General features: G+C 48.9%; 14 protein-coding genes. 9 read left to right on the top strand and 5 right to left on the bottom strand.

What is annotated here, in order from left to right:
* Positions 1-15 precede the first annotated feature (15 nt).
* Together pth2 and truD are read left to right on the top strand one after the other, a co-directional pair.
* On the top strand, positions 16-378 hold the full coding sequence (gene pth2, locus ACHZA2_RS01335) for a peptidyl-tRNA hydrolase Pth2 (RefSeq protein ID WP_319540574.1): 363 nt from the start codon (positions 16-18) through the stop codon (positions 376-378).
* Complete coding sequence (truD, locus tag ACHZA2_RS01330; protein WP_319540575.1) at positions 375-1,649, top strand: tRNA pseudouridine(13) synthase TruD; 1,275 nt, start codon at positions 375-377, stop codon at positions 1,647-1,649. The genes pth2 and truD overlap by 4 nt, the downstream gene beginning before the upstream one ends.
* A 22-nt stretch (positions 1,650-1,671) precedes the next feature.
* Here the strand turns inward: truD and ACHZA2_RS01325 are convergent, their stop codons facing one another.
* Positions 1,672-2,352: a dihydrofolate reductase family protein gene (locus tag ACHZA2_RS01325; RefSeq protein ID WP_319580928.1), complete on the bottom strand. Its 681-nt coding sequence runs from the start codon at positions 2,350-2,352 to the stop codon at positions 1,672-1,674.
* 110 nt (positions 2,353-2,462) lie between these two features.
* Here ACHZA2_RS01325 and ACHZA2_RS01320 point away from each other — a divergent pair, with 110 nt between their 5' ends.
* Complete coding sequence (locus ACHZA2_RS01320) at positions 2,463-2,795, top strand: cupin domain-containing protein (RefSeq protein ID WP_319578192.1); 333 nt, start codon at positions 2,463-2,465, stop codon at positions 2,793-2,795.
* A gap of 140 nt (positions 2,796-2,935) precedes the next feature.
* Complete coding sequence (locus ACHZA2_RS01315; RefSeq protein ID WP_319578191.1) at positions 2,936-3,568, top strand: CDP-alcohol phosphatidyltransferase family protein; 633 nt, start codon at positions 2,936-2,938, stop codon at positions 3,566-3,568.
* On the opposite strand, the gene artA is transcribed toward ACHZA2_RS01315, so the two are convergent.
* Positions 3,540-4,349 carry an archaeosortase A gene (artA, locus tag ACHZA2_RS01310; RefSeq protein WP_319578190.1) on the bottom strand — a complete coding sequence of 270 codons (810 nt, stop codon included), beginning with the start codon at positions 4,347-4,349 and terminating at the stop codon, positions 3,540-3,542. The genes ACHZA2_RS01315 and artA overlap by 29 nt on opposite strands.
* 146 nt (positions 4,350-4,495) lie before the next feature.
* Between artA and ACHZA2_RS01305 the strand changes: the two genes are divergently transcribed.
* Entirely contained in the window at positions 4,496-4,810 is a 315-nt protein-coding gene (locus ACHZA2_RS01305) for a transcription factor S (RefSeq protein WP_319540580.1), read from the top strand.
* Positions 4,811-4,950: 140 nt separating this feature from the next.
* On the top strand, positions 4,951-5,739 hold the full coding sequence (locus ACHZA2_RS01300) for a tetratricopeptide repeat protein (protein ID WP_319578189.1): 789 nt from the start codon (positions 4,951-4,953) through the stop codon (positions 5,737-5,739).
* 95 nt (positions 5,740-5,834) lie between these two features.
* On the opposite strand, the gene ACHZA2_RS01295 is transcribed toward ACHZA2_RS01300, so the two are convergent.
* A complete protein-coding gene (locus ACHZA2_RS01295; protein ID WP_319578188.1) occupies positions 5,835-7,901 on the bottom strand; it encodes an acetate--CoA ligase family protein in 2,067 nt (688 codons plus the stop codon).
* Positions 7,902-8,132: 231 nt separating this feature from the next.
* Between ACHZA2_RS01295 and acs the strand changes: the two genes are divergently transcribed.
* The 3 genes from acs to ACHZA2_RS01280 all read left to right on the top strand — a co-directional run bounded on the left by acs (position 8,133) and on the right by ACHZA2_RS01280 (position 11,099).
* Positions 8,133-10,001 carry an acetate--CoA ligase gene (gene acs, locus ACHZA2_RS01290; protein WP_319578187.1) on the top strand — a complete coding sequence of 623 codons (1,869 nt, stop codon included), beginning with the start codon at positions 8,133-8,135 and terminating at the stop codon, positions 9,999-10,001.
* Between the two features lie 42 nt (positions 10,002-10,043).
* Positions 10,044-10,604, top strand: coding sequence for a TATA-box-binding protein (locus tag ACHZA2_RS01285; protein ID WP_319540584.1), 561 nt, complete (start codon positions 10,044-10,046; stop codon positions 10,602-10,604).
* 108 nt (positions 10,605-10,712) lie between these two features.
* Positions 10,713-11,099, top strand: coding sequence for a hypothetical protein (locus ACHZA2_RS01280; RefSeq protein ID WP_319540585.1), 387 nt, complete (start codon positions 10,713-10,715; stop codon positions 11,097-11,099).
* A gap of 1 nt (position 11,100) precedes the next feature.
* Here ACHZA2_RS01280 and rpiA read toward each other — a convergent pair whose 3' ends face one another.
* The gene (gene rpiA, locus ACHZA2_RS01275; RefSeq protein ID WP_319578186.1) at positions 11,101-11,802 is read right to left on the bottom strand and encodes a ribose-5-phosphate isomerase RpiA; all 702 of its coding nucleotides are present in this window, start codon (positions 11,800-11,802) and stop codon (positions 11,101-11,103) included.
* A gap of 27 nt (positions 11,803-11,829) precedes the next feature.
* The gene (surE, locus tag ACHZA2_RS01270) at positions 11,830-12,630 is read right to left on the bottom strand and encodes a 5'/3'-nucleotidase SurE (protein ID WP_319540587.1); all 801 of its coding nucleotides are present in this window, start codon (positions 12,628-12,630) and stop codon (positions 11,830-11,832) included.
* Positions 12,631-12,699: the final 69 nt, after the last annotated feature.

Genomic DNA, 12,699 nt, shown 5'->3' with positions numbered 1-12,699 from the left:
CTAATGGGTTAGGATATGGTCCGGGAACCCGAGTTCAGGTGGAAGCAGTGTATTATCATCAGAAATGATGTGAAGATGAGTTGTGGGAAGAAGTGTGCCCAGGCCGGTCATGCTGCAATCGTAGCTTATGAGAAAGCGGATGCCTCCTCAAAGAAAGCATGGATGAACGAAGGTCAGAAGAAGGTAGTGCTGAAGGCCAACGATGAGCGTACCCTCTTCGAGATGAAAAGCATCGCTGAGGCTGCAGGTATTTCGGCAGCTCTGATCCAGGATGCAGGAATGACCGAGATTCCTCCCGGCACGATCACTGCCCTCGGGCTTGGCCCGGCAAAGAGCGAAGAACTTGATAAAATAACGGGAAATCTTACTCTTTTATGAGAAAAAGTCCGTTTCCCATTGACCATACGTTAGGCCTTTCCTGGTACATATCAGATCAGGATGGTATTGGAGGGCGCCTCAAGGCAGAACCTGAAGATTTTTTGGTCGAGGAGATTGCAGAAACCCCTGTACCATCCGGGACTGGTCCGTACCTGATCTGCAGGCTGACCAAGAAGAACTGGGATCAGCAGCGTGCGATCAAGGAGATCGCAGGGCGGCTCGGGATGAGCCACCAGAGGATCGGGTTTGCCGGAACCAAGGACAAACGAGCGGTTACCACCCAGTATATCTCTATCTATAAGGCTGACCCTGCTGTCATCCAGGCTCTTGTGATCCCTGACATGACCATTGAACCGGTCGGTGCGTCTGAACATCAGATCTCGCTCGGCGATCTCAAAGGGAACCAGTTTCAGATATCACTTGCTGATTTTGAACTGCTGAAACCTGATTCAGATCCGCAGGATATTCTAACAGGACTATCAGGAGGAGTCCCAAATTACTTTGGGTACCAGCGGTTTGGTGTTCAGCGGCCGGTCACCCACCTTACCGGGCTTGACATCCTTCGTGGTTCATACGAGGATGCTGTCAAAACTTTTGTGAGCACTCCTTCCACAGGAGAGAGCGGAGAGTATGCCGAGGGACGGAGATACTATGCCGAGACTGGTGATGCCAAAGAATCTCTTCACAGAATCCCGGTCCGTCTCTCACTTGAACGGTCGTTGCTTCACCATCTGGTGAGCAGGCCCGGGGATTTTGCAGGTGCTTTTCATGCCTTCCCAAGAACTCTCAGATCCATGTTTGTAAGTGCAGTTCAGTCCTGGCTCTTCAACCGTGCCCTGAGCATGAGGATCGAGGAGGGAAGGGGTCTTGACGATCCGAGAGAAGGGGATCGGATTGTGTATCCGGATGGCCGCTCTGACATTGTCACTGCAGGGACGGCCAGGATGGCAGCCATGCAGGTGAAGCGGGATAGGTGCCGGCTCGCAATCTTCATGCATGGTTCTGAACCTGTTGAAGCTGCCGGGCCCGATGATCGGAACATGGCCTGGCTGATGGAGGAGGAAGGAATCACCAGTGAAATGTTCGGGACTGCATCAACATTTCTGGAGACCAGATTCTCTGGTGCACCAAGGTCAATCCTGATCAATTCGGATATTGATATTAAAAAGGATGAAAACAGGATGATATTCTCGTTCTCACTTCAGCCAGGTCAGTATGCAACCACCCTGCTCCGTGAGATCATGAAGACAGATCCAATCAGAATGATCTGATCAGATCTCCACAACACACAATTCAGGTCCGGCGAACTGAATATTCAGTGATCAGGTTCTCGCCGGCCAGATAATTTTTCTTCAGTTCAAGCCTGATAAGGTCGTCCACAGATCGTGTTGGAAGCCCGCCGACTAGTGAGGGTGTATCAGTACCTCCTGCAATGAACGGAAGGTGGATGAGAACTATCTCATCAATAAGACCAAGAGAGAACATCTGCCCGTTCAATGTTGAACCCCCCTCGATCATCAGTTGCCTGACCCCATAGACTGATGAGAGACGGGTCAGTAATAGAGCGAGATCGACCTTTTCTTCTCCTGTAATCTCGATGATTGCCCCTTTCTCTCTGAGTACTGCAATCTTTTCCTCATCAGCCTGCTTGCTGACCGCTATGATGGTTGGTGAGTCTGGTGAAAGCACGTTGGCATCGGGTGATATATCTGCACGTGAGGAGGGGATTACCCGAATCGGGTTCTTTCCCTGGACATGCCTCACGGTCAGGAATGAGTTGTCGATCCGTATGGTATTTGACCCGACCATGATTGCATCAGAATCAGCCCTGATTCGGTGGAGCAGGACCTCAGCCTCATGTGACATAAACTGCATAAGAAGCTTGGATGAGGCACCACGGGTCACGGTTAATTTTCCGTCAACAGTCACCTCAGAGACGAGTACAACATGAGGACGGTTCTGCTCTCCAGACATTCGTACCATCACTATTGGTAGTGAGCCCAATTTAAACTGGTCCTTGGCACCAGGTTCTCTCAGCCTCCTGATCGGAGAGGTAAAATAGTTTCGCTGTCTGATCTCTCGGTATGGGAGAAGAACCACAGGACATGAAGGGGAGGATACTCAAACCGACAGAACTGGTCAGTTACCAGGATGGAAGCGTCGTGAGCCGGATGATAACATATACCCCCCAGGGAACAACCACCATGTTCGCGTTTGCAGCAGGATCGGGTCTTTCAGAGCACACAGCTCCCTTCGATGCTGTGCTTCAGGTTCTTGAAGGCAGTGCCGAAGTAACCCTCGCCGGTGAGAACTTCCAGGTTGTATCTGGTGATATGATCATTCTTCCTGCTAATATTCCTCATGCAGTCCATGCCACTGTCCCCTTTAAGATGATGCTTACTATGATCCATGCATGACTGCCCACTATCCCCTCCATTTTTTGTGGAAAAATTCATGACACAAAGCATAACCGATCTGACTTCTTCTGAGTACTACCAATCCTGTCTCAACTGTTCAGTTCTTCTGAACCGGAAGACGGGGTGAGGGACAATATAGGATGAATATAACCGCTTTTCGCTACCGTTTCATCGGGTATGTTGAGCCGCTCTCCGGGATTTTTCTTAAACTTGGCATCTCTCCGAATATGGTAACGGTTCTCTCGCTTCTTGCAGGAGTTGCCTGTGCTGCCTGTTATGCCATGAGTGCCTTTCTTCCCGGTAGTATTTTCCTGTTCATTTCCGCAGTCCTGGATCTCATTGACGGGACTGTTGCACGAAGATCTGGTCGGGAGACCCGGTTTGGTGCGGTATTTGACTGGATTGCCGATAAATATACCGATGCCATTGTGATCATCGGAGTGGGAATCTCTGCAACCCCCATCATCACACGGATCATCCCTGGTCCTTCAACATGGGATTTTGCCATTGTGGCACTTGCAGTAACCGGTTCTCTGATGAACACGTTCATCAAGCCGGTAACGTATGCGGAGATCGGGTTTAGTGAGCGTCGGGCTGGAAAGATAGAAGATCCCCTTGAGGGAGTGGGTTTCTTTGGCAGACCTGAGACGCTTCTGATACTTGGACTCGGGGGTCTCGTCGGGTATATCTGGGTTTCAGTTATTATTATCGCAATATGTACGAACCTCTCGGCTCTTGAGCGGATTATCTACCTTTACCGACGATATTCATAACTTCAACCCGGTATGCGTCTATCAGGTCTGCTGCAAAGTCTGCCAGGGTAGGTATCAGCCTGAAGAGTTCATAGGCGAGGATGATCAGAAATACAAGTGCAAGCCCTTCTGCAATGATATTGTGGGCCCAGAAGAAACTTGCATATCCTGGTTCAGGGTTTCCGGTAATATCTGGAAGCCAGGTGAACCACTGTTCTGTGTATGCAATCACAACCCCGGTGTTTCTGAACAGATTGAGGATGTATACTGTGGGAACAATGAGTAGAAATGCTATGCCTTTTTGCTTCCATGTGGTCGGGACTGCTGCCGCAACGCCGAGCATGATCGCAATAGCCTGTATGCCTGTGCATGCAAGGATGATCTCAACCCTGAAGTGTCCGTGCTGTAATGTGTTCCAGAGTACCTGATCAAAAGGGAATCTGAAGAAACTCAGGAACAGTCCTGTCTGTTTTACCACGATACTGATGAGTGCATTTCCGAGTGGCTCATAAAATGCAAACGGGGCATAGATAAGAAACGAGACACCTGCTGCCCGTGTCAACTGGTACACGACAACCTGATCCTGAAGGAGCATTCTGATCGTTGCCCAAAGAAACGGGAGTGAAAGTGCCGCCATTACCGGATATAGCAGGTTTGTCTCCTCAATCCAGGCAGGAACACCACTGATCAGCACACAGACGATGGAGATCCAGGCGATGATAGCGGTATACTTCTGATGCCTCCCGGGAATCAGCGAGAGAAGAAAGAATAAGCAGGAGAGGGGGACGAACAATTCAAGCATCTGACTCTTGTATATGTCCTGTCTCCAGATAATCATTCAGTACTTTTTGTTCGTACCTGAAAAAAAGTCGGCAATTTGCTCGTAGAATTGAATGAAGCGCTATTGATAAGATAAAAGCCTGAAATACTTTCTGGTCTGATACCTATATGATGTTCTGTTTAAAGTGCGGAAGAATGCTCAAAAATCAGAGTGGTTCTTTTGTCTGTCCGGGCTGTGGATGGACAAAGGATGATGCGCCCGGAAATCTGATGACCAAGGTTGACAAAAGAAAAGAGAAAGAGATCGTCATCGTAGATGACACCGAGAAAATTCATACCCTCCCGACCATTGCCATCAGATGTCCGGAATGTGGTAACAATGAAGCCGAATGGTGGCTCCGTCAGCTTAGGTCTGCTGATGAGAGTGAAGTCAGATTCTTCCGCTGCACAAAATGTTCCAAGACCTGGAGAGAGTACGATTAATCACCCTTTCAACCAAATTTCACCATTCTGATTACGGTTTGAAATAGTTATTTATCATCCAATTTTCTTTTTTTCGTACCTGAATCATTTCCTGCTTCGATTCTGCTCATTATTAATAATAATAAATGAAATGACCGTTTGTGAAGTATTTTTCATTAGTGTTGATCCTTTTTATTCTGGCCTCTTCGGGTCTTGGTATATATGCTGACAAGGCTGCGATCAACCTGGATACAGATGGGAACAACCTTGTATCAGCAGGGAAGTATCAGGAGGCACTTGATGCCTATACAAAGTCTGCAGAACTGGATCCTACATATGCACAGGCGTGGAACGGAAAAGGTATTTCCCTGTTTTATCTCCGGAGATATGAGGAGGCACTTGAGGCTTATGATAAAGCACTGGCTCTTGATACACAGTTTATCAGTGTGTACAACAACAAAGGCCGTTCATTGTCTGAACTCGGGAGAAACGAGGATGCATTGAAAGCCTTTGACAAAGCAGTGGAACTGAATCCAAAATTTTCAGAAGCCTGGTTCAACAAAGGAAGCCTTCTTGAGAAGATGGGGCAGAATGAGTCGGCACAGGAGGCCTTTAACAGGGCATCTGAGAATGACTCTCTGACGAGTAAGCAGTGGTCTGTGAAGGGACTCACCTATTATGAGAACGGGATGTACCAGGCAGCAATCGACGCCCTAGATCGGGCTATTCTGAAGGATCCCTCTGATGCAAGTGCATGGCATGCGAAAGGGGATGCGTTAAAAGCTCTTGGAGAGACAGGAGAGGCTGGGCAGATGTATGAAAAGGCCATCTCCCTCAATCCTCAATTGTCAAATCCGCTTATCAAGCATACACCCTTCCCGATCTTCGGACTTATCATGGGTCTTCTGTTGGTCTTTTCAGTCAGTGCCACAAGGATGAAGTTCAGATAATTTCCGGCTCATTCACTTTTTTTATGCAGATTTTTTAGTGCGTGTTGGTCAGTGCACTCAGTACTTTGGGATATATCAGTCGGAAAAAAGATGGGTTAGTAGAGACCCTGGGCCTTGACACGGTACATCTGCCAGAGAAGCCTGCCGACAACCCGGTAGGTGAAGTCAAGTTCTTCAAAGCTTGGGATGTTGTGGGCATGCAGAATTTTGCGGCCCCTGTTCATCGACTCACCACCAAGTAATGTTGGAATAAGTCTCTTGTCGGTTGAACTTGAGAATTTCAGGATCTGATTTGCCATCTGCTCTGAACTCAAGATGTTATTCGGGAATCCGACAATGAAACACATATCCCAGAGTGCATCATTCTTTGCCAGAACTTCGAAGGTCTTTCTGAATCGCTCCTCGCTGGCATCACCAAGCAGATCGATCGGATTGCCCTTGTTCCAGAACTCAGGGAGGAACTCGTTCATCTCTTTGATCAGGTACTCAGGCAGATCGATGAGTTTGATACCGTACCGCTCAGCATAGTCTGATGAGAGCACTGCAAACCCTCCGGCATTGGTGACCACGATTGCTCTGCGGCCTTTCGGGTACCGTTTCGGATGGGAAAGCATCTCTGCTGCATGGAATGCACCGGTAAGGGTGTGGACAACCAGAACTCCGGATTTTCTGAATGCTTCCATGTACACATCATAGGATCCCGAGAGTGAACCGGTGTGAGAAGCAGCTGCTGCCTGGCCACGTGCTGAAGATCCTGCCTTCAGGGCAACGACCGGCTTATGCCTTGTGACCTCACTGACGACCTCCATGAATGCCTTGCCGTTCTTGATCTGCTCGATGTACGTGATGATGACATCTGTACTTGGATCTGCTGCTGCAGCACGAAGATAATCAAAGAAGTTGAGGTCAGCCTGGTTTCCAACCGATACCACCATCGAGAATCCGATATCCTTGGTGAGAGAGAAGTCAACCACTGTGTTGACGATAGCACCACTTTGGGAGATGAATGCGATGTTACCCGGGTTTGGTGACTGGGCCACGTAAGTTGTATCAAGACCGATTGGTGGAATGATCAGGCCTAAACAGTTTGGACCAACAATTCTGGTTCCATACTTGTGGGCGATCTGGACAATCCGGTCCTCAAGCATATGGCCTTCCTCGCTCATCTCCTTGAAACCGGCGGTGATTATGACCGCTATCTTAACGCCTTTCTTTCCACACTCTTCCATGACACCAGGAACGTGCCTGGCAGGGACGGTGATGACCGCGAGATCTACCGACTCTTCCGGGACATCAAGGATGGTTGGATATGCCTGAAGACCCTGGATCGAATCGCGTTTGTTGTTGATAGGGTAGACCTTTCCCGGGAAGTGCAGAAGGTTGTGCATAACTGCGTATCCCATCTTACTCTTCTCGTCTGATGCCCCGATCACAGCCACAGATTTTGGTTTGAAGTAATCGATCGGGACTTCCATCCTGGTGTCGCTCTCGAGCATCTGGATGTTGTCATCCATGATGACCCGTGCATCGACTGCACAGGCACCTGAATCATAAAGTCTGATCGGGTTGACATCAAACTCCCTGAGTTCGGTCTGGTCAAGGAACATCTTGCAGATGTTCTTGATGATCTGGATAAGAACCTCTTCGTCCTTAGGCTTGGAGCCACGGTACCCGGTGATAAGCGGATACGAGTTGATCTCCTTGACCATTGCCCTGATCTCTTCTTCGTCAATCGGAAGGATTCTGAGTGTTACATCCTTCATCAGCTCGACGAGGGTTCCACCGACACCAAAGGTGATCACTTTGCCAAACGTCGGATCAGTCTTTCCTCCGATGATCAGTTCAAGACCAGGGGAAGCCTGGTTCTCGACAATAACACCGGCGATCTCAGCCTGGGGATTGTAAGCCCTGGCACCTGAGACGATCAGGTTAAAGGCCGACTGGGCTGCTTCCTTGGTACCTACTCCGACGATGACTCCACCTGCATCACTCTTGTGAATGATCTGGGGTGAGATGATCTTCATTACTACCGGGAAACCGATGGCTTCTGCAGCCTCTCCGGCATCCTCGGCACGGGTAACAATCCTGTACTTGGGGGTCGGAATTCCATACCTGTTGAGGAGATCATACCCCTCAGCCTCACTAAGCATCCATTCTGCCATGAATCAACCTCATATCACCAGAACTCTGCCGTCTCTGTAGGTCAGCAAAGTTCTACAAATGACGATGTCAAGTTCGTCACTTTCGTACCTATTTTGTGAACCACCATTCCATATAAACAATTGTAATTATTGTTCATGATGAATGAAAAGAGTCAGGAAAGACTTTTAGGAATTGTCCATGATAAATGATGATAGATTGGATGTGCAGTTCTGCATCCAGGAGATGGCAATATGTCAGGAACTATCTACTACCCGGATCCGTCATACAAGGAGACGGCAAAGATTCACAATTACTCTCATGAGTACCAGGAGTTCACAAAGGATCCTGATGCATTTTGGCGACGCATTGCTTCAGACCTTCTCTGGTTTGAATCCTGGGATAAGGTACGGATATGGGAGCACCCGTTTGCCCGGTGGTTCACCAATGCAAAACTCAATATCACGTACAACTGTCTTGAACGCCACCTGAACAACGACCGACGCAATAAAGTAGCCATTTGCTGGGTTGGGGAAAACAACCGTGAACGCATCCTGACGTACTATCAACTCCACAAGGATGTGATGAGATTTGCGAACGGGCTCAAATCCCTCGGTGTTACGAAAGGAGATCGCGTATGCATTTACATGCCTGCGGTGCCAGAGATGGTTGTCGCCATGCTTGCCTGTGCCAGGATCGGGGCAGTGCATACAGTGGTGTTTGCCGGGTACGGGGCAAAAGCACTCAACGAACGCATCACCGGTTCACAGTCAAAGGTGGTCATTACCGCAGATGCAACGGTGCGACGCGGAGGAAGCCTCCCCCTCAAGCCTATCGTTGAAGAGGCGATCATCAATGCTCCAATGGTTGAGAAAGTCGTTGTCCTGAGGACGCAGGAGCCGAAGGTCGGACTTCTGGATGATCTTGAGATAGATTATGAAGAACTGATGAGTGCTTCACCACGCCATTGTCCAGCCGAGCCGGTAGGGTCGGAAGATCCACTCTTCATCCTGTACACGTCAGGGACTACTGGTGCACCGAAAGGAATCGTGCATGCTGCAGGCGGATACATGGTCGGGGCATACTACACAACCAAGTATGTCCTTACCCTGCAGGAGAACGATCTCTATTGGTGCACTGCCGATCCCGGCTGGATTACAGGGCATACCTACGGTACCTACGGTCCTCTGCTTGTCGGAGGAACGATCTTCATGACCGAATACACACCTGATTACCCGGACCCCGGGATCTGGTGGAGGCTCATCGAGGAGTATGGTGTCTCTATCTTCTACACTGCACCGACTGCTATCAGGATGTTCATGAAGGTCGGAGCCGAGTATCCAGACAAAGCTGATCTCTCTTCACTGCGGATACTTGGATCGGTTGGAGAACCCCTGAATCCTGAAGCGTTCGAGTGGTTTTACCACAACATCGGCAAAGATCACTGTCCGATCCTTGATACCTGGTGGCAGACCGAGACCGGCATGCATATGATCACCACCATGGTAGGTGAACCGATGAAACCCGGGTTTGCGGGAAAACCAATTCCCGGGGTGGTGGCAGATGTGGTCAATGACGAGGGTGAGCCGGTGCCACCCGGAACAACAGGGTTCCTTGCTATCAAAGAGCCGTGGCCGTCGATGATGCAGATGGTACACCAGAACGAGGAGCGGTACAGGGGATACTGGAACTTTGGCAAGGATCACTTTTACAGCACCAACGATCTTGCTGTAAAAGATGAAGATGGGTACATCATGCTTCTTGGCAGGTCTGATGATATCATCATCGTGGCCGGGCATAATGTTGGAACAGCCGAGATTGAAAGTGCCCTGGTCTCGCACAGTTCGGTTGCTGAGGCTGCTGCGATCGGAAAGCCTGATGACCTGAAAGGCAACCTCATCAAGGCGTTTGTGATACTGCGCAACGGGATTACACCAACCCCGAAGCTCATCCACGATCTCAAGTACCATGTCAGGATGATGCTCGGCCCGATCTCTGTGCCTGCAGAACTTGAGTTTGTCGAAACCCTTCCAAAGACACGAAGTGGAAAGATCATGCGGAGAGTTCTCAAGGCACGGGAGATGGGCATGGATCCGGGTGATGTCTCAACCCTGGAAGAATAATCTATCCAACTCTTTATATACTGATTTATTACATTTATAAATATGACTGGCAGTCCAGAGAACTCTTTGCGGATTGAAAATATAGTTGCATCCGCAAAGATTACCGATTCCCTCAACCTGCCTCAGATCGCCTCCAGCATCAAGGACGCCGAGTATAATAAGAAACGATTCCCGGGGGTGGTAATCAGGATGCAGGATCCAAAGATAGCGGCTTTGGTCTTTGGATCAGGCAAGGTTGTCCTGACCGGTGCAAAAAGCATGGAGAGCCTGACACGCGGTCTGGATATCCTTGGTGATCTTCTTCGCAACCTCGGGATTGAGATCCCGACCGGGCTGACGTACAAGGTTCAGAACATCGTAACGTCAGCAGATCTTGGTGCTGGGATCAACCTCAACAAGATCGCGGTCGGCTTCAATCTTGAGAAGATCGAGTATGAGCCAGAACAGTTCCCGGGTCTTGTATACCGGCTTGATGACCCAAAGGTAGTTGTGCTCTTGTTTGGATCAGGAAAACTGATCATCACCGGGGGCAAGGTTGCAGAAGATGCCAGACGTGCGGTTCTCAAGATCGTAGATGACCTTAAAGGACTTGGTTTACTCTAATAACCAATAATCAGTTCTCTTTTTTTAATATTTTTATTTGTATATTTTTAAATACAATAAAAGAGACTTCAGTATCTGCATATGCATTCTTCTGCTGAAAGTCAAATCGTGGATGCTGATCAGGAAGGTCTTTTTTCGACCCGGGAAGAAGAGATCACACTGATGCTCACCAGGGCGGGAGTCAGGCAGAACCATGCACGCGTTCTGGTCTTCCTGTTTGGTCGGTCGGATCAGACCTCACGTGATATCGAGCGTGGAACTCTGCTGAGGCAGCCTGAAGTGAGTATCGCCATCAATTATCTGATCGGTCAGGGATGGGCGAAAGTTGCGAGCCTTATCACAGAGAATAAAGGCAGACCGGTAAAACTCTACCAACTCGCAGCCTCAATCGATACCATCCTTGATGATATCAAAAAAGAGAAGGAAGAGGAGTATACTTCCAGGATTGATCTGATCGAGAACGTCAGAAAACTCGTTCACGAGTCAGGGTATTAACTTACACCTCTTTGATGCCCAGAATCTGACAGTCATCACATTCTCCGACGATGACCGTCATAATTCCTGAAAACTCGGCCATAATGCCGCATCCGACCACACCTGGGATGTTGTTAATCTCTGTTTCAAGTACCTGCGGATTATCTATAAGACCAGAGTGGTAGTCCAGAATGATATTTCCGTTGTCTGAAAGGACAGGTCCATCCTTTTTTACCCCGTCTCTGACAACAACACTGCCACCCATTCCCTCAAGGCGGCGAATCACATGCCCGAGAGCAAATGGTATTACCTCTACCGGAACCGGACCTGAAAGTTGATCACAAAGTTTGGATGAGTCGGCAACGATGATGAGTCGTTTGGATGCATCTGCCACGCATCGCTCACGGACCTGCGCTGCACCCCTGCCTTTTATCAAACGGAGTGAAGGATCGATCTGGTCTGCCCCGTCGATGGTGATGTCGATCTCTGATACATCATCGAGTGAGGCCAATGGAATTCCTCTTTCCCTGGCTTTCATTGCTGTCTGAATAGAGGTGGGAACTCCTGTAATCTGAAGACCGCCCTTTATCCGCTCTGCTAAGCGATCCATCGTGTATGCAACCGTTGAACCGGTCCCGAGACCGACGATCATGCCATCGCTTACATATTCGGCAGCCTTGTATCCGGCATTCTCTTTCGGATTTCCATTCCCGGATTTCGTCATTACCGGTCAGGTTTGAAACAGAATGTCTTAAGTCTGCTGGCCCGGGCTGCCTGAGAAAAGTTCACCAAAACAAGAAGTTGCCTTGTAAGAAGTGCAGTCAAGTGTTATCGGTGTTACTGAAATATTGCCCATCCTGACCGCATGAACATCAGTTCCATCTGGTGCATCCTCAATCAGAGGTCCGTTGATCCAGTAATACGGTTTTCCCCTTGGGTCAAGTCGTTTTTCCACTCCAGTCTCAAAGAGCCGTTCTCCAAGAGTGGTCACTTCGTACCCTCCTTTGATAACTGATGGAATGTTTACATTGACTACATCGGTGTGCTTTGGGAAACCCTGCGTAAATATCCGTGAAATGACGTCCCTGACAACCATTTTAGATCCATCAAAACGTGAACCTGGAAACTTCGGATTGTCAAACTTCTCTGCCTGATCCTCTACCTGTAGTGAAAATGCAACTGCCTGTATCCCCTGGTTTGCTGCTTCCAGAGCAGCGCCCACAGTTCCGGATGTAGTTATTGCCTCTGCTGAAACATTTTCACCGATGTTTATCCCGGAAACGACCATGTCCGGTTTTAGATTTAAAGCAAAAAGACCGAGGATTACCGAATCAGTAGGTTTTCCTCCGACTGAGTATGCCTTCACTCCATTGTAGGATATTTCGTTAACCCTGAGGGGTTCAAAGATGGAGACTGACCTCCCAACTGCACTCTGCTGTGTTGCCGGGGCGCAGACGATAACTTCTGCAATATCTTTCAATGCGTCGTATGCTGCCCAGAGACCTTCTGAATTAACACCATCATCGTTGGTCAGCAGGATGCGGGGTACCATTACCCAATACATTACCCGGAGAGAGTAAGAGGATGACTGATCAGGGGAATTATGCGTGATGAACTCTAA

Origin of the sequence: uncultured Methanospirillum sp. (assembly GCF_963668415.2) — an archaeon.
GTDB lineage: Archaea > Halobacteriota > Methanomicrobia > Methanomicrobiales > Methanospirillaceae > Methanospirillum.
The sequence above is the reverse complement of the archived record's forward strand: the minus strand, read 5'-3'. Positions and strand labels throughout refer to the sequence as shown.

Bases quoted from the DNA above. Each gene is read 5' to 3' on its own strand.
- pth2 (WP_319540574.1), top strand. From the start codon at position 16: ATGGTCCGGGAACCCGAGTTCAGGTGGAAGCAGTGTATTATCATCAGA.
- truD (WP_319540575.1), top strand. From the start codon at position 375: ATGAGAAAAAGTCCGTTTCCCATTGACCATACGTTAGGCCTTTCCTGG.
- ACHZA2_RS01325 (WP_319580928.1), bottom strand. From the start codon at position 2,352: ATGTCTGGAGAGCAGAACCGTCCTCATGTTGTACTCGTCTCTGAGGTG.
- ACHZA2_RS01320 (WP_319578192.1), top strand. From the start codon at position 2,463: ATGGGAGAAGAACCACAGGACATGAAGGGGAGGATACTCAAACCGACA.
- ACHZA2_RS01315 (WP_319578191.1), top strand. From the start codon at position 2,936: ATGAATATAACCGCTTTTCGCTACCGTTTCATCGGGTATGTTGAGCCG.
- artA (WP_319578190.1), bottom strand. From the start codon at position 4,349: ATGCTTGAATTGTTCGTCCCCCTCTCCTGCTTATTCTTTCTTCTCTCG.
- ACHZA2_RS01305 (WP_319540580.1), top strand. From the start codon at position 4,496: ATGATGTTCTGTTTAAAGTGCGGAAGAATGCTCAAAAATCAGAGTGGT.
- ACHZA2_RS01295 (WP_319578188.1), bottom strand. From the start codon at position 7,901: ATGGCAGAATGGATGCTTAGTGAGGCTGAGGGGTATGATCTCCTCAAC.
- acs (WP_319578187.1), top strand. From the start codon at position 8,133: ATGTCAGGAACTATCTACTACCCGGATCCGTCATACAAGGAGACGGCA.
- ACHZA2_RS01285 (WP_319540584.1), top strand. From the start codon at position 10,044: ATGACTGGCAGTCCAGAGAACTCTTTGCGGATTGAAAATATAGTTGCA.
- rpiA (WP_319578186.1), bottom strand. From the start codon at position 11,802: ATGACGAAATCCGGGAATGGAAATCCGAAAGAGAATGCCGGATACAAG.
- surE (WP_319540587.1), bottom strand. From the start codon at position 12,630: ATGGTACCCCGCATCCTGCTGACCAACGATGATGGTGTTAATTCAGAA.